At 72.6% G+C, this 18,699-nt stretch carries 19 protein-coding genes and 1 pseudogene; 8 read left to right on the top strand and 12 right to left on the bottom strand.

The window, feature by feature from the left end; genetic code table 11:
* Positions 1 to 13 precede the first annotated feature (13 nt).
* Positions 14 to 484: a MarR family winged helix-turn-helix transcriptional regulator gene (locus ADY59_RS10785; RefSeq protein ID WP_197093542.1), complete on the bottom strand. Its 471-nt coding sequence runs from the start codon at positions 482 to 484 to the stop codon at positions 14 to 16.
* 44 nt (positions 485 to 528) lie between these two features.
* Between ADY59_RS10785 and ADY59_RS10790 the strand changes: the two genes are divergently transcribed.
* On the top strand, positions 529 to 1,650 hold the full coding sequence (locus ADY59_RS10790) for an FAD-dependent oxidoreductase (RefSeq protein ID WP_049560870.1): 1,122 nt from the start codon (positions 529 to 531) through the stop codon (positions 1,648 to 1,650).
* Here ADY59_RS10790 and ADY59_RS10795 read toward each other — a convergent pair.
* Positions 1,631 to 2,476: pseudogene (locus ADY59_RS10795) on the bottom strand (aminoglycoside phosphotransferase family protein); the annotation flags it as partial. The gene ADY59_RS10790 and the pseudogene ADY59_RS10795 overlap by 20 nt on opposite strands.
* A gap of 23 nt (positions 2,477 to 2,499) precedes the next feature.
* Positions 2,500 to 3,342, bottom strand: a complete 843-nt coding sequence (locus tag ADY59_RS10800; RefSeq protein ID WP_231618654.1) for a helix-turn-helix transcriptional regulator — start codon at positions 3,340 to 3,342, stop codon at positions 2,500 to 2,502.
* A gap of 101 nt (positions 3,343 to 3,443) precedes the next feature.
* On the opposite strand from ADY59_RS10800, the gene ADY59_RS10805 reads away from it, so the two are divergent.
* Positions 3,444 to 4,439 (top strand): aldo/keto reductase, encoded by a 996-nt coding sequence (locus ADY59_RS10805; RefSeq protein ID WP_049560875.1) that lies wholly within the window; start codon positions 3,444 to 3,446, stop codon positions 4,437 to 4,439.
* 88 nt (positions 4,440 to 4,527) lie between these two features.
* Entirely contained in the window at positions 4,528 to 5,115 is a 588-nt protein-coding gene (locus ADY59_RS10810; protein WP_049560878.1) for a histidine phosphatase family protein, read from the top strand.
* Between the two features lie 128 nt (positions 5,116 to 5,243).
* Here the strand turns inward: ADY59_RS10810 and ADY59_RS10815 are convergent, their stop codons facing one another.
* Positions 5,244 to 5,663, bottom strand: coding sequence for a hypothetical protein (locus tag ADY59_RS10815; protein ID WP_231618655.1), 420 nt, complete (start codon positions 5,661 to 5,663; stop codon positions 5,244 to 5,246).
* A gap of 80 nt (positions 5,664 to 5,743) precedes the next feature.
* Between ADY59_RS10815 and ADY59_RS10820 the strand changes: the two genes are divergently transcribed.
* Complete coding sequence (locus ADY59_RS10820; RefSeq protein WP_197093543.1) at positions 5,744 to 6,502, top strand: AraC family transcriptional regulator; 759 nt, start codon at positions 5,744 to 5,746, stop codon at positions 6,500 to 6,502.
* On the opposite strand, the gene ADY59_RS10825 is transcribed toward ADY59_RS10820, so the two are convergent.
* From ADY59_RS10825 to ADY59_RS10860, 8 genes are all read right to left on the bottom strand, one after another.
* Positions 6,495 to 6,863, bottom strand: a complete 369-nt coding sequence (locus tag ADY59_RS10825) for a DUF4345 domain-containing protein (RefSeq protein WP_156325420.1) — start codon at positions 6,861 to 6,863, stop codon at positions 6,495 to 6,497. The two genes, ADY59_RS10820 and ADY59_RS10825, sit on opposite strands and share 8 nt — an antisense overlap.
* A 163-nt stretch (positions 6,864 to 7,026) precedes the next feature.
* Entirely contained in the window at positions 7,027 to 8,148 is a 1,122-nt protein-coding gene (locus ADY59_RS10830) for an IS630 family transposase (RefSeq protein WP_049561015.1), read from the bottom strand.
* A gap of 94 nt (positions 8,149 to 8,242) precedes the next feature.
* A complete protein-coding gene (locus ADY59_RS10835) occupies positions 8,243 to 9,856 on the bottom strand; it encodes a pyruvate, phosphate dikinase (protein ID WP_053174627.1) in 1,614 nt (537 codons plus the stop codon).
* On the bottom strand, positions 9,853 to 10,473 hold the full coding sequence (locus tag ADY59_RS10840; RefSeq protein WP_049560891.1) for a hypothetical protein: 621 nt from the start codon (positions 10,471 to 10,473) through the stop codon (positions 9,853 to 9,855). Before ADY59_RS10840 ends, ADY59_RS10835 begins: the two co-directional genes overlap by 4 nt.
* Positions 10,470 to 11,570 carry a TetR/AcrR family transcriptional regulator gene (locus tag ADY59_RS10845; protein ID WP_049560893.1) on the bottom strand — a complete coding sequence of 367 codons (1,101 nt, stop codon included), beginning with the start codon at positions 11,568 to 11,570 and terminating at the stop codon, positions 10,470 to 10,472. Before ADY59_RS10845 ends, ADY59_RS10840 begins: the two co-directional genes overlap by 4 nt.
* A 144-nt stretch (positions 11,571 to 11,714) precedes the next feature.
* The gene (locus ADY59_RS10850) at positions 11,715 to 12,932 is read right to left on the bottom strand and encodes an MFS transporter (protein WP_156325421.1); all 1,218 of its coding nucleotides are present in this window, start codon (positions 12,930 to 12,932) and stop codon (positions 11,715 to 11,717) included.
* A 120-nt stretch (positions 12,933 to 13,052) separates the two neighbouring features.
* The gene (locus ADY59_RS10855; protein ID WP_049560896.1) at positions 13,053 to 13,703 is read right to left on the bottom strand and encodes a response regulator; all 651 of its coding nucleotides are present in this window, start codon (positions 13,701 to 13,703) and stop codon (positions 13,053 to 13,055) included.
* Complete coding sequence (locus ADY59_RS10860) at positions 13,700 to 14,857, bottom strand: sensor histidine kinase (RefSeq protein ID WP_049560899.1); 1,158 nt, start codon at positions 14,855 to 14,857, stop codon at positions 13,700 to 13,702. Before ADY59_RS10860 ends, ADY59_RS10855 begins: the two co-directional genes overlap by 4 nt.
* A gap of 111 nt (positions 14,858 to 14,968) precedes the next feature.
* Here ADY59_RS10860 and ADY59_RS10865 point away from each other — a divergent pair, with 111 nt between their 5' ends.
* The 4 genes from ADY59_RS10865 (at position 14,969) to ADY59_RS10880 (ending at position 18,676) form a co-directional block, all read left to right on the top strand.
* Complete coding sequence (locus tag ADY59_RS10865; protein ID WP_049560901.1) at positions 14,969 to 15,913, top strand: ABC transporter ATP-binding protein; 945 nt, start codon at positions 14,969 to 14,971, stop codon at positions 15,911 to 15,913.
* Positions 15,910 to 16,674, top strand: a complete 765-nt coding sequence (locus ADY59_RS10870) for an ABC transporter permease (RefSeq protein ID WP_049560904.1) — start codon at positions 15,910 to 15,912, stop codon at positions 16,672 to 16,674. The genes ADY59_RS10865 and ADY59_RS10870 overlap by 4 nt, the downstream gene beginning before the upstream one ends.
* Positions 16,675 to 16,832: 158 nt before the next feature.
* Positions 16,833 to 17,783, top strand: coding sequence for a carbohydrate ABC transporter permease (locus ADY59_RS10875; protein ID WP_082310017.1), 951 nt, complete (start codon positions 16,833 to 16,835; stop codon positions 17,781 to 17,783).
* An 11-nt stretch (positions 17,784 to 17,794) separates the two neighbouring features.
* The gene (locus tag ADY59_RS10880) at positions 17,795 to 18,676 is read left to right on the top strand and encodes a carbohydrate ABC transporter permease (protein ID WP_049560906.1); all 882 of its coding nucleotides are present in this window, start codon (positions 17,795 to 17,797) and stop codon (positions 18,674 to 18,676) included.
* Positions 18,677 to 18,699: the final 23 nt, after the last annotated feature.

Genomic DNA, 18,699 nt, shown 5'->3' on the forward strand with positions numbered 1-18,699 from the left:
GACGGGCAGGGGCTCAACCGGGCTGTTCGCGCAGTTCCCTGGTGGCCGAGCGGTAGGCGCGGGCGACGCCGGTGAGCATGCCGAGCATCAGCGGCACCTGCTCCGGCGAATAGTCCGCGCCGATCTTCCCCAGGTGCCGCTCGGAGGTGACGCGGGTGGCGTGGTACTCGGCCATGCCGTCCTCGATCAGCTCCACGGTGACCGTGCGCCGGTCGCGCTCGCCGCGCACCCGCCGTACGTAGCCGGCCTTCTCCAGGCGGTCGACGAGCCGGGTCGTGGAGGCGGACGGCAGCCCCAGCTCCTCGGAGATCGCGCCCACCGCGAGGGGGCCGCGCATCTCCAGCAGGATGAGGGCGGCCACGTCGACATGCTGCACGCCGAGCCGACCGGCGATCGCCTCGATGTGCAGCATGACCGCGATCAGGAACTCGCGGAAGACGTCCTCTTCCGGATGCTTGCCGGTCACCCGCCCAATGTACTTCATATCGATGTATCTTCGAAGCGGAGTCATTTCGATTTGGAGAGAACATGGACGTTCTTGTCATCGGCGCGGGCGTGGGCGGCCTGGCCGTCGCGCGGAGCCTGCTGGCCGCGGGGCACCGGGTGCGGATCTACGAGCAGGCCGAGGCCCTGCGAACGGGCGGCGCGGGGCTGAGCATCTTCAGCAACGGCGCCGCCGTGCTGCACGACCTCGGCGTCACCCTCGACGGCGCCGGTGGCCGGTTCGACCGGATCGACGCGCTGACGGCGGACGGCCGGCTGCGGCTCAGGTCCGACATGGCGCACGCCGCCACGCTCTACGGGTTCCCGAACAAGTCGGTCTCCCGCCGCCTCGTGCTGGAACGGCTGGCCGAAGGGCTGCCCGCCGACCTGATCAGCTACGGCACGGCCTGCCGGAGCGTGACCCAGGACGGCGACCGGGTCACGGTGACCTTCGACGACGGCTCGACGGCCACGGGCGACCTGCTCATCGGGGCCGACGGCCACCACTCGGTCGTGCGGCGCGAGCTGTGGGGCGACGTCCCCGTACGCACGGCCACCTTCGGCACCTGGCAGGCCCTGAGCCGGATCGACATCGACGTCACGGACACCCACCTCCACCTCATGATCACCGGACGGGAGGGCGCGTGCGGGATCATCCCCGCCGGCGAGGGCAAGCTCCAGTGGTGGTTCGACGTGCGCTGGTCCCCCGGCAGCCCGCGCCCCGCCGCGCCGCTGGCCGAGCTGAGGCGCCGCTTCGGCCACTGGGCGTCACCCGTCCCCGAACTGCTCGCCCAGGCGTCCGGGGACGACCTCGACTTCTTCGGCCACCACTGGCAGAAGGTGCGCCGGGAGTGGGGCAAGGGCCGCGTCACGCTGCTCGGCGACGCCGCCCACCTCATGCCGCCCACTCTCGGCCAGGGCGCCAACCAGACCCTGGAGGACGTGTGGGTGCTGGGGCGCGAGCTCGCCAGGGGCGGCGATCCGGCGCACCGGCTACGCGCCTACGAGAAGGCCCGCTACCCGCACGTCAACCTGGTGTCACGGTTGGCCAGGCGCAGCCCCGCCAACTGGCGGATCCCGCCGCTGATCGGCCGGATGGTCTCCGAGACGTCGCAGAGCGGGATGCTCGCCCGCTTCAGCAACCGGCTCACCGCCCTCTCCCGCTGAGAGGGGGAGCCCACCGGCGCAGCAGGGCCACGCCTAGGGCGACCTGGGCCGGTTCGAGCTCGGTCCTGCCGTCCTCGACGTCCCACAGCGCGTTCTGCAGGATGCGGCCGAGCGTCCACCCGGCCGCCCGCCGCCGGTCCAGGCCGAGTGCCTCGGTCAGCAGGTCGAAGCGGCGGAGCGCCGCGCCCGTCACGTCGCCGGTCGCCACCACCGCCTCCTCCCACCGGCTGTCCAGCGCCGGCCACAGGTCGAACCCGGGATCGCCGGCCAGCGGCTCGGGGTCGATGGCCAGCCACGGCTCCCGCCGCCCGGCGAGCACGTTGTCGTAGTGCAGGTCCCAGTGCAGCAGGCGGTCACCGGGCTCGCCGGCCAGCTCGGCCACGGCGGACGCGCAGGTGCGCACCAGCCGTCGCTCGGCCGGGTCGCGCAACGCCGGCACGGCCCCGGGCGTCCGGTCGAGCATGGCGGCGGCGATGTCGCCCAGCCGCCGCATCCCGGCGGGCGCGGGCACCGCGACCAGGCGCGCCAGCAGCCCGGCGACGACCCGCATCGCCTCGTCGTCGTCGGCCACCGACGACAGCGGGCGGGCCGCGTCCAGCCGTTCCAGCAGCATGGTGCCGGTGTCCGGGTCGTGGTCGAGCAGGCGCACCACGCCGTCGCCGTTCCACGCCCGCAGGCCGGGCACGGCGCCGGCGTTGTCCTCGCTGGGCTGCTGGAACTTCAGCACCGCGGGCGTGCCGTCGGCGCGGGTCACCGGCAGCACGAGCGACGCCATGCCGCTCCGTACGGGACCGTCGGGCCGCAGCGCCCAGCGGTCCATCAGGTCGGCCGCTTCCGGCAGCGAGGTCGTCACAGGGACGTCCGGAAGTCCTGCGTCCCGATGACGCGCAGCAGGTCGAGCTTCTCGCGGGTGCCGGTGCCCTCGGTCGGGAAGAACGCCAGCATCTTGAGGTCCGCCTCGGGGGTGAACAGCACTTCGCAGGTCAGGTGCAGCACCCCGACCTCCGGGTGGACGAACCGCTTGCGGTCGAAACGGCGTACCGCGACCTCGTGCCGTTCCCACAGCTCGCGGAACTCCGCACTGCGCTTCAGCAGCCCGTGCACCAGCTCCACCACGTCGTCGTCGCCGGCGCGGCGCGAGTAGGTCGCCCGCAGGTCGTTGACGAGCGCGAGCGAATGCCGTGGCCGGTCCTCCTCCAGGAACCGGTCGCGCGCCTGCGGATCGGTGAACCAGCGCCACGCGATCCGGCCATGGCCCGCCTGCTGATCGCGACGGCCGAGCACGATCTCGGCGAGGGCGTTCTGCCACAGCACCTCGTGCAGATCGGTGCAGATGCTGACCGGGACGTCGGTGAGCCGGTCGGCCAGGCTGATCAGCCCCGGGCGGATGTGCCGGCCGGCCCGGCGCATCGGAGGCGCCAGCCCGGCCAGGTGGAAGAGGTGGTCACGCTCGTCCAGGTCGCAGCGGAGCGCGCGCGCCAGGGAGGCCACGATCGGCTCGGACGGATTCGCGCCACGGCACTGCTCCAGCCGGGCGTAGTAGTCGGCGGACATGCCGGCAAGCTGCGCCACCTCGTCCCGCCGCAGACCGGGCGTCCGGCGCCGTACGCCGTCGGGCAGGCCGACGTCGGCCGGGTGCAGCAGCTCCCGGCGGCGACGGAGGAAGTCGGCGAGGCCGGAGCGGTCGATCACGCACACCAGTCTAGGGGCCCTGCCGCGCTCAGCCAGGGACAGGTTGTCCCTGGTTGCGCTGGACCTGGTCCGGGCAGGCGGCGGCCCGCACAGTGGAGGACATGACGACGACAACCCGGCTCGGTGCCCGCGGCCTCGGCCGCACCGGCCCCACCGTCTCCTCGCCCGGCCTCGGCGGCATGGCCCTGTCCGGCGCCTACGGCCCCGTGGACGACGACGAAGGCGTACGGGTCCTGCGCGCCTACCTGGACGCCGGCGGCACCCTGCTGGACACCGGCGACTTCTACGGCGCGGGGCACAACGAACTGCTGATCCGGCGCGCGCTGGAGGGCCGCGACCGTGACGAGGTCGTGCTCTCGGTCAAGTTCGGAGCCATGCGCGGCCCCGACGGCGGCCATTCCGGGATCGACGCCCGCCCCGCCGCGGTGCGGAACTTCCTGACGTACTCGCTGCGGCGTCTCGGCGTCGACCACGTCGACGTCTACCGCCCGGCCCGGCTCGACCCGTCCGTCCCCGTCGAGGACACCGTCGGCGCGATCGCCGAGCTGGTCGAGAAGGGGTACGTGCGTCACATCGGCCTCAGCGAGGTCGGCGCGGAGACGATCCGCCGCGCCTCGGCCGTCGCGCCGATCTGCGACGTGCAGCTGGAGTACTCGCTGTTCAGCCGCGGCATCGAGGACGCCATCCTGCCCGTGTGCCGCGAACTCGGCATCGGCGTCACCGCCTACGGCGTGCTGGCCCGCGGCCTGATCGGCGGCAGCGGAACCCTGGGCGGCATGCGGGCGATGACGCCGCGTTTCCAGGGCGCCAACCGGGAGCACAACGCGGCCCTGGCCGCGCGGCTGGAGGAGCTGGCCGAGGCCAAGGGCGCCTCCGTCGCGCAGCTGGCGATCGCCTGGGTCGCGGCCCAGGGCGAGGACATCGTGCCGGTCGTCGGCTCGCGACGCCTGGACCAGGTCGGCACGCTCGTCGGCAGCGGGCGCGTCTCGTTCGATGCCGAGGAGCTCGCGCGGATCGAGGACCTCGTCCCGCGCGGCGCGGCCCGGGGCGACCGCTACCCCAGCCGGCACATGGCCGACCTGGACAGCGAGCGCTGACCCTGGTCGGGCGCGCGTCACCGGGCACGGCCGGGTCCCCTAGGATGATGTCCGCATCCGGATGTTATGTGCACTGGAAGGACGTGTGATGGCGGCCCGGCATCTGTACGTGGTGAGGCACGGCTCGGCGGACCCCTTCGGGGAGTTGACCGAGGAGGGGCGGAGGCAGTCGGAGCTGCTGGCGGACCGCCTCGCCGCCCTGCCGGTCGACGCGGTGTGGCACTCGCCCCTTTCGCGGGCCGTGCGCTCGGCCCGGATCATCGGCGAGCGCCTGCCGGGTGTCCCGGTGCGGGAGGCGGCCGAGCTGGTGGACCACGTCCCGCATGTGCCCGAGGAGATTCCTCCGGCGTGGGCGGGGTTCTTCGACGGGTACGACGCCGCCGAGGCTGCCGCTGGGGCGCGGATCGCGGACGCGCTGGTCGAGCGGTTCGCGCGGCCCGCCGAGACCGAGACCCATGAGGTCCTGGTCACGCACGCCTACCAGGTGGCCTGGCTGGTGCGGCACGCGCTCGACGCTCCGCCCGCGCGGTGGCTGGGGCTCGGCTGCGGGAACACGGCGCTGACGGCCATCAGCTATCACGACGGCGCCGCGCCCACGATCCTGCTCTACAACGACATGGGCCACCTTCCGCCCGGCCTGCGATGGACGGGGTTCAGCCCCGGCGTCCGGCCCTGACGACCGGGCGGCTAGTGTCGTGACCGGAAACGATCACCGGTTCGCGTGGAGCCGTCCTCGCCGGTCAAATGTGGAAGACATGTGTGATCGGCGTGGGGAAACGCGACCGACCAAGCTCGACCAGCCGTTCACCCGCTGGTCGGCGGGCGGGTGGTCCAGGCGCGGGTGAGGACGGCGGCCACTGCCAGCGCGGCCAGCGCCGCCACGTCGGCGAATGCGACCGAGGTCAGTTTCGGGTCCGCGCCCGCGGTCGTCGCCACAAGCACGATGAAGGATGCCTTGCCGATTACGGCGACGACCAGCACCGGTCGGCGCCAGTCCGGTACGGCGGCCGCCGCCAGGAGCGCGACACCCAGCAGCGCCAGCATGACCGCGCGATGCCGCAGCAGCAGCGTGCTGGTCGCGTCGGCGTCCACAACTCCGTAGACGGTGGCGAACTGGGACGGCGCCAGCGCACCGATTCCCGGCGCGAGGTTGAGCAGTCCCACGGCGACGAACAGCAGCATCCCCGTGATGCGGGCGACGAAGCGCACCGTATCCTCCTTCACACGTTCTCGGCTTTCCGCTCAGCCTGCAGGAGACTCTGATGCCGGCGCTTTCACCAATCCGTCGCGCCACAGCCGGGGCGGTGGTGTGGTTGTGGCCGGGCCGCGCCCTGTACGCCGGGCCGTCGCTGCGGCTGGAGCCGCACTCCGGCGCGGTCGCGTGCATGGCCGTGGGCGTTGACGCGCCCTTCACCGTTCACCCGATGACCGGTGGCGAACTGCGGGTGCGCACCGCGCTCGTTGCCCCTCGGGTACGCCACCAGCTCACGGCGTCCGGCGACCACATGCTGTTCCTCTACCTCGACCCCGGCTCGGCGGACGACCGGGCGTGCCGCACCTGCTTCACCACCGGCCATGAGAAGATCCTTGCCGAGCACCGGCACGAGGACGACCTGCTCACCTGGGCAGCGGAGTTGTCTTCGCAAACTCCCGTCCCGCACGTCACCGCCTGGATCACCAAGGCCACCGGCCACGCCAGGACGTCGTACGCCGACCCGCGGATCACGGCCGCGACCCAGCGGCTCATCGACGCCCACCAGCCGCTGCCCGCCGCCCCGCTGGCCGCCGAGCTGGGATTGTCGGAGTCTCGCTTCCTGCGGCTGTTCAGGCAGGGCACGGGGACGTCGTATCGCCGCTTCCGGCTGTGGGCGCAGATGCATCGGGCCGCGCGGGCGCTGGCGGCGGGCCACAATCTCACCCGCGCGGCGGCCGACGGCTATTTCGCCAGCCCGTCCCACTTGAGCACCGCGTTCCACGCCATGTTCGGCCTCACGCCCAGTGCCCTGCTCTCCCAGGGCCTGACGATCCGCTGCCTGGACCCATCACCTGACGCCGTCACCTAAGGCTCGCCAGCAACGCGCCTGCGGCGACGACCTCCACCCAGAAATAGCACCAGACGGGATAGAACGCCGTCGGCCGCTCGACCGCCCGCCCCACCAGCCGCCCGAAGGCCATGCCCAGCAGGGACACGGCGACGGTGACGACCACCCCCGTGCGCATCCCGCCCGCGTCGGCAAGCGCCATCAGCAACAGTCCGCCGACGGCCACGCCGAAGCCGCCGTACACCGCCCGGACCTCACTGCGCGCCTCGATCGAGTCGGCGATCATCCGGAACGGCCTGATCAGCACGGCGGGCGCGAACAACCCGAACACACCCATCCCGAAAAAGAAGACCGCCACCATGGTGATCACTACAGCCTGCACGACAACTCCCCGGACCCGACGACAGTGGACGAGGCAGCCCAGCATGCCTTCGACGCTGCGCGCAGTGCTTCCATGAACCTGCCGCAAACGGTCGGCAGGTCAAGGTGGTCCAACAGACGTCCCACGACGATGGGTGCCAGGACGAGTGCTGTGACCGAGGGGATCAGGCTGCGGGTTGGAGTGGTCGGCCGCCCCAGCGGATGCCTTTCTCACTGCGGATGCGGGCGCGTTCGCGGCGTTGGGCGGCCAGTACATCGGGATGGCGGGCATGAGCGTTGCGCCAGCGCAGGTAGGCGTGCAGCGCCCGGGTCTGGACGGTGTGGTTGGGGTGGTCGGAGCTGGCCAGGGTGAACTGGCGCAACGGTCCGAAGTGCGCCTCGATCGGATCGGCCCACGAGGCATAGGTCGGGGTGAACAGCAGCTCGACCTTGTTCTTCTTGGCCCAGGCGCGGATACGCCGGTTCTTGTGCGCCGACAGATTGTCCAGGATCACGTAGATCGGGGCGCCGTCCGGGCGGGCGGCGCGGATCGACTTCAGGGCGGCCCAGGTGTGGTCGATGCCCTTTCGCCGATGGTTGACACCCCACAGCAGGTCGTCGCCGACGGAGTAGCAGCCGTGGAAGTAGCGCACGCCGTGGGTGCGGTGGTAGGTGGCCGGCAGCCGGTCCGGCTCGCCCTGAGGAGCCCAGCCCGTCCCGGCGGTGGGGCGGATGCCGAGCGGGCCGAACTCGTCGAAGGCGAAGGTGCGCTCGGGCCGCTGGGTCAGGGCGTACTCGATCTGGTCGAGCTTGGTGTCGAAGTCGGGGTCGGGTGAGTCTTTCCAGGTCTTGGTGCGCTGGAAGGTGATGCCGTGGCGGGCCAGCAGGGTGCGTAACGCTTCCCGGCCCAGGGTGAAGCTGCGACCGGGCATGCGGCGCAGGTAGTCGAGGAGCTTGCGGATGGACCAGCGGGTGAACGGCTGGCCGAGCTTGCTCGGGCGGGTGGCGGCCGTCTGCGCGATGAACTCTTCGTCGTCAGGACTCAGCAGGCGGGGACGGCCTCCCGCCCACCGAGGGTCCAGGCAGGCCGGCCCGATCTCGTTGAAGCGATGGATCACATCGCGCACCGTGTCCTCATCGGCCTGCACCAGCCGGGCGATGACCGGCACGGTGTTGCCGCCGGCCGAGGCCAGCAGGATCATCGCCCGCCGATAGCGGACCGTGCTGGTCGTACCGCGCCGCACGATCCGCTGCAGCTTCTGGCCTTCCTGGTCCGTGAGCCTGCGGACCTTGACCGGTTGCGTCATCTGGCCTCCCGCGTGCCGATCGAACATGATCAGCACCATCCAACCGGCAGGAACGCCCTACGCGCCAACCCGGTGATCATTTCCGGTCAAAGCACTAGCGGTGGCGGCCGGGGGGCTCGTCGTGGCGGAGCGCGGCGCGGGCCGCCGTCAGGCGCTGGGTCTCGTCGCGTTCGGAGTGGTCGCCCGACACGTCGTCCGCCCAGGCGAGCAGCCGGCGCAGGTGGGCGCCGGCGCCGTCCGTGGTGATGCGAGGGCTGCCGAGGGCGACCTCGCCGCCGGTCCCGTCGATGGTGACCAAGGTGCCTTCGCCGAGGGCGCGCCCACCGGCGCTCACTGAGGCGGCGCCGACGACGAGGCCGGTGACGCCGACGACGGCGGGCTTCCCCATCGCCCGCGCGACGACCGCGGCATGACTGGCCGGTCCGCCACGCGCGGTGACGATCCCCGAGGCGGCGGCCAGGCCGCGCATGTCATGCGGGGACGTCTCCGGGCGGACGAGGATGACCGGGCCGTCCGCGGACATGCGCACCGCCGCGTCGGTCGTGGTCGCGATCCTGCCGGAGGCGACACCCGGGCACGCGCCCACGCCCCGGGCCACGATGTCGTCCCGCGCGGAGAGCGCCATGCGGGGTGTGCGGACGTGCCGGAGATGCTCCGGCGAGACCCTGAGCAGCGCTTCGCGCCGGCTGATCAGGCGCTCGTCGGCCAGCTCGGTCGCGACGCGGACGGCGGCGCCGCCCACGACCGCGCCGGGCCGGACCTGCAGGATCCACAGCTTCCCCGCCTCGAAGGTGAACTCCACGTAGCACGCGTCGCGGTAGTGCTCCTCGACCCGGTCCAGGGCGTCGCTCAGCGCGGCCCACACAGCCGGTTCGCGACCGGCGAGCTCGCGCAGGGGCCGGGTCGGCGATCGGCCCGAGACGACGTCCTCGCCCTGACGCCCGAACAGCACGTCGCCGTACGGGATGTTCTCCCCGGTGTTGGGGTCGCGGCTGAAGGCGACCCCGGTGCCGCTGTGCTCGTCGCGGTTCCCGTACACCATCGTCTGCACGATCGCGGCGGTGCCCAGATCGTGCGGGATGTCGTGCAGTTCGCGGTAGGTCCGCGCGCGCGGGGTGTCCCACGAGGAGAAGACGGTCCCGACCGCGAGCACCAGTTGCCGGCCGGCGTCGTCGGGGATGGGCCGGCCGCGCAGCCGGGCGAGCTCCTGGACCGCCTCGATCGCGTCGGCGAGCCGCGCCTCACCGTCCTGGGCGGCCAGGCCCGCGACGTCCGTGCCGGTGATCGCGGAGGCGAAGGTCGACAGGAACCGCAGCCGCGAGTCCAGGGCGAAGCCGGCGTCGCCGGTCTCGGCCGCCAGCCCGGCCGTCGCGCCGGTCGTCAGGCCGAGGTTGAGGACGGTGTTCAGCATGCCGGGCATCGACACGCTCGCCCCGGAGCGGACCGACACGGCCAGCGGCGTCCCCGCTCCGCCGAACCGGCGGCCGGTCGCGGCCTCCAGGCCGGCCAGGGCGGTCGCGAGCTCCTCGTCGAGCCCGCCGGGAAGCCGCCCCTCCCGCAGGAACGCCCGGCACGCCTCGGTGGTGACGACGAACCCGGCGGGCACCGGCAGGCCCAGACGGTGCAGCGCCACGAGGCCGTGCGCCTTGGCGCCGAGGAGCTCCGCGCCCTCCTCGACCTGCGCCGACAGCGGGCGGATCCACCTCATCGGGGGATCCCGAGCGTCGCGAGCAGGTCTTCGTGCAGCTCGGCCCACACGGCGTGGTAGGAGGCGGTGCCGTCGGTCAGGTACTCCAGCTCGCCCGATCCGGCCCGGTCGAGGGCTTCGCTCAGGCGGACCCGGTAGCGGCCGAAACGCGGCAACGCGGCGGACAGCTCGGCGCAGACGACCGTGGCGCGCCGGTCCAGGTCGGCGAACCGGCCGAGGACGCGGGCGTCGTAGGACGGGTCGGCGTGGTCGTTGGCGGTCATGACGCCGTCGACGGGCCTCAGCTGCCAGGCGGCGCAGAGGTCGAGGAGTTCGGGGTTGAGCACGAGGAAGCGCTCGAACGCGGCCGACACCGCGGGGCGGGCGCCGGTCGATTCCAGCTCGGCGGTGATGCGCTCGGCGTTCGCGGCGCGGCCGGCGTCGGTCAGCCCCCACACGTTGAAGCCGTCAGACATGTACGTGACGAGACCGGCGACCGCGAGATCGATCAGCTCGGACTCGACCGTGGACTCGTCCAGGCCGCCGGCCACGGCCAGCCGGGCGACGCCGGCCCAGCCGCCACAGCGCAGGGCATGGAGCAGCAGCGGGCCGACCCCGGTCCCGGGAAGCCCGGTCACGCCCCTGCCTCCCGCGTCCGCGAACGGTCCGCGGCCCCGGCCGTGGCGGCCGCGTAGGCGGCGCCCCGCCCGCGGCTCCTGGCGATGATCACACCGTCCCGGACGCGCACGGCGGCCTCCGTCTCGTCGTCGCCGGTGAGCCCCATGGCCGCCGCCGCCGGAGCCCCGTCGACGACCAGCCGGACGCGCTGCCAGGTCCCGGGCGGGAACACGCCTCGCAGGCACCTGGTGAGGTCGCTGACCCGGAGCCGCACGAGGCTGCCGGTCTCGGCGGGGTCGCCGGTGACGACGACCACCGTGACCAGGTCGCCCGGACGGGCGGAGCGGACGGCCTCCTCGGCGGCGGACAGCCGCCGCGCGCCCAGCGCCACGACCAGGCCGTCGGCGCCGAGGTCGACCGGGCGTCCGGTGATCTGATCGCGCGATCCCGTGGGCGGGGCCCAGCGCTCCTGACACCGCTCGGCGGGCGCGACGTAGGGCAGGTACGGCGGAGCCCAGGTGTCGGCGAGGTCGAGCCCGGCCAGATACTGGCAGGCGCGGGTCCGGTCGAAGGGGTCGCCGAAGCCCGGGGCCAGTTCGGCCAGCAGGCCCGAACCGTTCAGCAGGGTCAGTACCAGCTCGGCCAGGCGCACGCGGCGCGGCGCGGCGTCGTCCGGCTCGCACGACTCCAGCGCGAGGCCGAGCAGCAACGCCTCCAGCCGGGCGAGCTGCGCCAGCACCACGCGTCCCTGCTCGTCATCGACGACGCCCACCAGGGAGCGCAGCCGCAGGCGGCCGCCCGCGGCGGGATCGTCGATCAGGGGCAGCCGCTCCAGCCACGCCCGGGCGAACGCGCCCAGGGCGTCGGCCGGTGACGCCGGTGGCTGGGCCGGGGCGACCGGGTCCGCGCTCTCGACCGTGTCGACGAGCACCGCCAGATACAGCGCACGCTTGCTCGGGAAGTTCGAGTAGACGGCGCCCCGGGTCAGCTCCGCCCGCTCGGCGATCCGGTCGACCTTGGCCGGGGCGTAGCCGTGCTCGACGAACTCCTCCCTCGCCGCCGCCAGCACCGATGCGCGGGTGCGTGCCTGCTGCTGGACGCGTGTCAGCCGGGCCATCGCCACTCCTCTCCTCTACGACCCGACCAGGATACTCACATAATCCAGATGCTGTTGTCATTTGATCGAGCCCACGGGGAACCGCTCGAACGTCGGCGCGCCCGGCGCGGGAGGCGGGGTGGTCGAGGCCGGCCGGACCCAGTTTCAGTTCGGAGCGGAACGCTCCGCGGCTCGGGGCCCGGCGATCAGCGGTTCGGCGAGCACGGTGAGCAGGGCGGCCGCCGCGGCGATGCCACCGGCGAGCGCGGTGGCCCGCACACCGGCCGACGGCAGCACGACCCCGCCCAGATACGACCCGGCCGCGATCCCGACGTTGAAGGCGGCGGACTGTCCGGCCGAGGCGAGGTCGCTGCTCCCCGGCGCCACTTCCAGAACCCTGTTGGACAGCGCGGGCGTCAGCGCGCCCATGGCGAACCCGGACAGCGCCAGCAGCGCCACGACGGCCGCCGCCGTCCCGGCGAAGACGTACATGCCGAACATCGAGACCGCCAGTAACGCGATGGGGACCCCGAGGGCCAGCCGCTGGTGACGATCGGAGGCGATTCCCCCCGCGGCGATGCCGGCGAAGTCCGCCACCCCCCGTGCCAGCAGCACCACGCTGATCGCCGCGGCCGGGATGCCGGTGACGTCCGTAAGGAAGACGGCCGTGTAGGTGAAGGCGCTGAAGAGCCCGGTCACCGCCAGCGCGGTGGCGACCAGCACGATCAGGTAGCGGCGGACGTCCGGGCTGCTGCCGGTCGCGGCGTGCCCCTGGCCGGGCGCCACGCCCGGCATCAGCGTGACGACCGCCGCGCACGCCAGGAGCGCCAGGATCGCCAGCGCGACGAAGGCCGTACGCCATCCCGCCTGCTGGCCGAGCCAGGTGCCCGCGGGAACGCCGGCCATCGGGGCGAGCGCGGCGCCGCCGAAGACCACGGACGTGACCCTGCCGCGTACGTGGACGGGGAACATGCCGGCGGCGGCCGGGGCCACGACCGCCCAGAAGAGCGCCTGGGTGACCGCGATGACGATGCGCGACCACAGCAGGACCTGGAAGTCGCCGGCCGCGGCGCACACCAGCGTGGCGACCGTCAGCACCGCCAGGAGCGCCGCCATCAGGGGGCGGCGGGGGATCCGCTGCGTGATGTAGGCGAGCGGCATCGAGATCACCGCGACGGTGACGGCGTAGGAGGTGAGGAGCAGCCCGGCCGTCGTCGCCGACACGTGCAGGTCGGCCGAGATCAGGGGGAGGATGCCGATCGGCAGCGTCTCCATGGCGACGTAACAGAACGCCGCCGTGGACAGTGAGACGAGGGCGCCGAGGGCGCGGGGCGGCGCGTCGGTGATCCGCCCGCGGGGGGCGGGCGCGGCGTTGTGATCCACGCCGGCCACTATGCCGGGGGATGCGGGCGCGCCGACAGCTGTTTACGTCACGTTCGTCACCCTTCGGGTGGGCGCCTGCCGAAGGGGTGCTGACATGTCAGATGCCTCATGCCGGGGACGTCAGTCGAGGACCCTGGCGTGCAGGGCGCGCAGCACCGCGTTGGTGCGGTCCCGGGCCCCGAGCTTGAGCAGCACGGTCGAGACGTGGTTCTTGACGGTGCCCTCGGCCAGGAACAGCGCCCGCGCGATCTCGCGGTTGCTGTAGCCCTCCGCGACGAGCCGGAGCACCTCCAGCTCGCGCTCGGTGAGCTGCTGGACGGCGGGCAGGTCGGCCTCGTCCGGCGGCTGACGGCGGCGCACCGCGCGCAGCAGCCGGTCGGTGATCGACGGCGAGATCAGCGTCCCCCCGTCGGCCAGGACGCGGATGGCCCGGGTCAGCCGCTCCAGCGTCACGTCCTTCAGCAGGTAGCCGCCCGCGCCCGCCCGCATCGCGTCCAGCACGAGGGTGTCGTTGTCGAACGTGGTCAGCACGAGCACCGGCGGCACCTCGCCCGTCCACTCGCGCAGCGCGTCGAGCGTCCAGAGGCCGTCGTGGCGCGGCATGCGCAGGTCGAGCAGGACGACGTCGGGGGAGTGCTCCTCGATCGCCGCCAGCGCCGACATGCCGTCGTCGGCCTCCCCGGCGACCTCGATGTCCTCGGTCAGGTCGAGAAGGCTGCGGATGCCCTGCCGCACCAGGGTCTGGTCGTCGACCACGATCACGCGGATCATCGCGCCGGCACCGTGGCGGGCAGCGTGGCGGGTAGCGTGGCCGGCACTGTCGCCGGCAGCGTGGCCGTCACGCGGAATCCGTCGCTGCCGTCGAGCCGCACGTCGCCGCCGATGGCGTCGATGCGCTCGCGGAGGCCGTGCAGGCCGTTGCCGAGCCGGAGCCGGGGGCTGCCGCGCCCGTCGTCGACCGAGGTGAGCCTGACGACCTGGTCCGGCGTGCTCTCGATCCGGATGCGCAGGGAGGTCGCGCCCGCGTGCCGGACGGTGTTGGTGATGATCTCCTGGACGACGCGGACGAGCGTCAGGGTCACCTCCTCGGAAGGGCGTACGGCGTCGTCGATCCACATGCCGATGTCGAGGCCGGGGATGTCGCGGACCACGGCGGCGAGGGATTCGCGCAGGTCGGGAGCGTCGGCGCGGAGCTGCCCCACGGTCGCGCGCACGTCGCGCAGCAGATTGCGCGCCACCCGGTCGGCGCGCTCGACGTGCCTGCGCGCGGCGGGGCCGTCGTGGTGGCGGGCGACCTCCAGCTCCAGGGTGAGCGCCGTGAGCTGGTGCCCCATGAGGTCGTGCAGCTCGCGGGCGATGCGCAGGCGTTCGTGGGCCCGGGCGGTGTCGGCCAGGATGACGCTCGCCGCGCGCAGTTCCAGATGCGCCTCCGCCAGTTCGCGGCGCATCCGCTGTTCGCGGATGATCGACAGCGAGCTGAGCAGCCCCGCCGTCTGGATCAGCAGGTACAGCAGCGTGTGCAGGGCGGTGCCCGAATGCGGGACGCCGCCGAGCGTCGCGGCCGCGGCGATGACGACGCAGTTCAGCGCGATCACCACCGGGCCCGCCCACCGCGGCGCGACGTAGGCGCCCATGGACGCGGTGAAGACCAGCAGGATCGGCAGCCATCCGGCGTCGGGCGCGGTCAGCAGGGTCAGCCAGCCCAGCACCACCGATGCGCCGTAGCAGGCCCAGGCTGTCCTGGGCCGGTGATCCTCCCAGACGGCGGCGGCGAACAGGGTGGCCAGCAGCGCCACGAACAGCGCCCCCCACACCGGCTGGGGCACGCGCGTCCCGCCCCAGCCGAGCAGCGTCGGCGTTCCCACCGCGATACACACCAGAAGTACTGCCAGGCCCGCCCACGTGTCCGGCTCGATTCGCCGCATACCGCCACTGTAGTGGCCTTTCCCGTCGCGCCGGGGTGCCGAAAGTCATGGGTGCCGAAGCTGACCATCGGCACAGGCGCCGGCCGCCCGCGCCTTCCTAGGGTCGGCGGCATGCCTGCGACACCACCGTCTGCCGCCGTCGAAGCGGAACGACTGCACAAGCGCTACGGGCCCAAGGTCGCCGTGGAGGAGATCAGCCTGTCGGTCGCCACCGGGGAGATCTTCGGCATCCTGGGGCGCAACGGGGCCGGCAAGACGACCACGGTCGAGCTGATCGCCGGGATCCGCAAGCCCGACCGCGGCACCGTCCGCGTGCTGGGCCTGGACGTCCGGCGCGACCGGGCCCGGCTGCGCCAGGTCCTCGGCGTCCAGTTGCAGGACGCCACCCTGCACGCCGCGCTCACCGTCACCGAGCTGGTCCGCCTGTACGCGACCTTCTACCGCGACCCCGTGCCGGCCGGTGAGCTGATCGAGTCGGTCGGCCTGACCGCCTCCGCCCGCACCCGCTTCGAGAGCCTGTCCGGCGGCCAGCAGCAACGGCTGTCGATCGCGCTCGCCCTCGTCGGCCGGCCGCGGGTGGTGATCCTCGACGAGCTCACCACCGGGCTCGACCCCGAGGCGCGCCGTCAGATGTGGTCGACGGTCGAACGGCTGCGCGACTCAGGAGTGACCGTCCTGCTCGTCAGCCACGCCATGGAGGAGGTCGAGCGGCTGTGCGACCGGGTCGCCCTGCTCGACGCGGGGCGGGTCGTCGCCCTCGACTCGCCGGCCGGGCTCGTCAAGCGAGCCGGGTTCGCCCAGCGGATCACCTTCCGCGCGGCCTCGCCCGTACCCGGCGGGCTGCTGGAAGGGCTCGCCGGGGTGGACCGGGTACGCGCCGACGGCGACCGGGTCGTCGTCGAGGGCCGAGGCGACCTGCTCCAGGCCGTCAGCGTCGCACTCGTCCGCGCCGGGGTCGTGGCCACCGAGACCCGCGGCGAGCAGGCCGGTCTGGACGACGCGTTCGTCGCCCTGACCGGGCACCGGCTCGACACCGAGGAGGAGAAGATCCGTTGACCGACGTCACCGTGCACCGCCCGGGCCCGCGTGCCTTCGCCGAACTGCTGATCTGCGAGCTCAAGTCCGTGGCCCGCGACACCGCCGGGCTGATCGTGCCGATCGGCCTGCCCATGCTCATCCTGGTGATGAACGCCTCGGCCGCCGGCCGGGAGCCCGTCGCGCACGGGCGCACCGCGCTCGACGTCTTCGTGCTGCCCCTGGTGTTCACGATGGTCGTGGCCACGACCGGCATCGTCAACATGCCGAGCTTCCTGGCCTACTACCGCCGCAGTGGCATCCTGCGCCGCCTCGGCGTGACACCGGTCTCGCCGGTGATGGTCCTGGTCGCCCAGGCCGTGGTCGGGGCGCTGCAGATCGCCGTGGGCATCGCGGCCGCCTGGATCCTGGCCGTGCTGGCGTTCGGGGCCAACCCGCCCGTGCGCGCCGGCGCGGCGATCGGCGTGCTGGCGCTGACCGTGGCCGCCATGTACGCCGTCGGGCTGATCGTCGCGGCGCTGTCACCCACCCCGAACTCGTCGGTGGCGATCGGCCTGACCGTCTTCTTCCTCCTGGGGGCCACCGGCGGCATGTTCGGCGGGCGTGACAGCCTGCCGGAGGCGATCGCCACGGTCGGGCAGTGGCTGCCGTTCGGCGCGGGGACCGAGGCCCTGTCCGCCGCCTGGATGGGCGCTCCCGTCGAGGCCGCCCCTCTGATCGGTCTCGCGGCCGCCGCGGTCTGCGGAACGGTCGTGGCGGCGCTGTTCTTCCGCTGGGACTAGCGGGGCCCGGCCGCCGGCTCGGCCTCCGTCTGGCCGAGCCGGGTCCCCTCGCAGCCGTATATATGATGAGCTCTTGACAAATTATCGCTAGCTCGCATCATTATTGTCCGATAGCCGGCCGTGGAACGCCGGTAGGTGGCTGTCGACAAGGAGCGGGCATGCACGCGGTGGGAACACGACTCGATGCCGGGACCGGCCGGCGTCCGGGGCTTCTCGGCCGCGGCGGCGGCCCGCGCCGGCGGAGGGACGACCGGCTGGTCGGATGGCTGTTCCTGCTGCCGGTGATCGTCGGCTTCCTGATCTTCTACGCCTATCCCACCGTCCGGGGCGTGTGGTACTCGTTCACCGACTACAGCCTGCTCAACGACCCGGCGTACGTGGGCGCCGACAACTACCGGCAGCTCGTCAGCGACGACCAGTTCTGGAACGCGCTGAAGGTCACCGGCTACTACGTGGTCGTGAACATCGTCTCCCAGACCGTGCTCGCCCTGGGACTGGCGGCGTTGATGCACCGGCTGACCCGGTCGGTCGTGCTGCGGGCGACGCTGCTGGTCCCCTGGCTGGTGCCGAACGTGACGATCGGCCTGCTGTGGGCCTGGATGCTGGACCCCGATCTCGGGTTCGTCAACCACCTGCTCGGCCTGGCCGGGCTCGACGCGACGTTGTCGTTCAACTCCCCGGCCTGGGCGATGCCCCTGGTGGCCCTGGTCAACAGCTGGGCCTACACCGGCTACACCGCGCTGCTGCTCTACGCCGGGATGCTGCAGATCCCGCCGCATCTCTACGAGGGCGCGGCCATCGACGGCGCGGGCGAGGTGCGGATGTTCCGGTCGATCACGCTGCCGCTCCTGCGGCCGATCCTGGCGCTGGTGCTGGTGGTGTCGCTGATCGGCTCGTTCCAGATCTTCGACACGGTCGCGGTCGTGTACGGCGGCAAGGCGCCCATCCCGGAGACCCGCGTCATCTACTACTACATCTACCAGCAGGCCTTCACCTACTTCCACATGGGATACGCCTCCGCCGTGGCGATGGTCCTCGTGGTCATCCTCGGCGTGCTGACCGCCGTGCAGATGCGGATGCTGCGCGCCTCGCGCTCGGACCTGGGCTAAGGAGTCTTCGGATGTTCTCCGGCATCAAGATCGGCAGAGGCGTCACCTGGTTCGCCCTGGCCGCCGCGGTCGTGCTCACCGTGTTCCCCTTCTACTGGATGGTCCGTACGGCCCTCACGCCCGCGGCCGACCTCTACACCGACTCGACGGCGCTGTGGCCGCAGAACCCCACGCTGATCAACTTCGCCCGGATCCTGGGCCTGGTCAGCGCCGAAGAGGCCAGAGCCGCGGGCGGGTCTGGCGCGCACATCGACTTCCTGCTCTACACGACGAACTCGCTCGTCTACAGCGGCCTGATCGCCGTCGTGCAGACCTTCTGCTGCGCCATGGCCGGCTACGCCTTCGCCCGGCTGCGGTTCCCCGGCAGGGACCTGGCCTTCGCCGTCATCGTCGCCGCGCTGATGGTGCCGCCGATCTTCACGCTCCTGCCGAACTTCGTCCTGGTCAAGCAGCTCGGCATCCTGAACACCATCCCGGGCCTGGTCCTGCCCAGCCTGCTGATGACGCCGTTCGCGGTGTTCTTCCTGCGCCAGTTCTTCCTGTCCATCCCCAGGGACGTGGAGGAGGCGGCGACGCTCGAGGGCATCAGCCGGTGGGGGATGTTCTGGCGGATCGTGCTCCCCATGAGCCGGGGGCCGCTGATCACGATCGGGCTCACCACCGTCGTGTGGAGCTGGAAGGACTACCTGTGGCCGCTGCTGGTGGGGAAGGGGGAGAGCACCCGGGTCCTCACCGTCGGCCTGGGCGTGTTCCTCCAGCAGTCCCCGAACCGGGCGCCGGACTGGACCGGGCTCATGGCCGGCTCGGTGCTGTCCATCCTGCCGGTGCTGCTCCTGCTCGTCTTCCTCGGCAAGCGGCTGGTGCAGTCGATGAACTTCTCCGGCATGAAGTGACGCCGGCGATCGGCGACCCCGGA

The organism is Nonomuraea sp. SBT364 (assembly GCF_001083785.1).
Taxonomy (GTDB): domain Bacteria; phylum Actinomycetota; class Actinomycetes; order Streptosporangiales; family Streptosporangiaceae; genus Nonomuraea.

Coding starts and splice junctions, on each gene's coding strand:
- ADY59_RS10785 (WP_197093542.1), bottom strand. CDS start 484: ATGAAGTACATTGGGCGGGTGACCGGCAAGCATCCGGAAGAGGACGTC.
- ADY59_RS10790 (WP_049560870.1), top strand. CDS start 529: ATGGACGTTCTTGTCATCGGCGCGGGCGTGGGCGGCCTGGCCGTCGCG.
- ADY59_RS10805 (WP_049560875.1), top strand. CDS start 3,444: ATGACGACGACAACCCGGCTCGGTGCCCGCGGCCTCGGCCGCACCGGC.
- ADY59_RS10810 (WP_049560878.1), top strand. CDS start 4,528: ATGGCGGCCCGGCATCTGTACGTGGTGAGGCACGGCTCGGCGGACCCC.
- ADY59_RS10830 (WP_049561015.1), bottom strand. CDS start 8,148: ATGACGCAACCGGTCAAGGTCCGCAGGCTCACGGACCAGGAAGGCCAG.
- ADY59_RS10835 (WP_053174627.1), bottom strand. CDS start 9,856: ATGAGGTGGATCCGCCCGCTGTCGGCGCAGGTCGAGGAGGGCGCGGAG.
- ADY59_RS10845 (WP_049560893.1), bottom strand. CDS start 11,570: ATGGCCCGGCTGACACGCGTCCAGCAGCAGGCACGCACCCGCGCATCG.
- ADY59_RS10855 (WP_049560896.1), bottom strand. CDS start 13,703: ATGATCCGCGTGATCGTGGTCGACGACCAGACCCTGGTGCGGCAGGGC.
- ADY59_RS10860 (WP_049560899.1), bottom strand. CDS start 14,857: ATGCGGCGAATCGAGCCGGACACGTGGGCGGGCCTGGCAGTACTTCTG.
- ADY59_RS10865 (WP_049560901.1), top strand. CDS start 14,969: ATGCCTGCGACACCACCGTCTGCCGCCGTCGAAGCGGAACGACTGCAC.
- ADY59_RS10875 (WP_082310017.1), top strand. CDS start 16,833: ATGCACGCGGTGGGAACACGACTCGATGCCGGGACCGGCCGGCGTCCG.
- ADY59_RS10880 (WP_049560906.1), top strand. CDS start 17,795: ATGTTCTCCGGCATCAAGATCGGCAGAGGCGTCACCTGGTTCGCCCTG.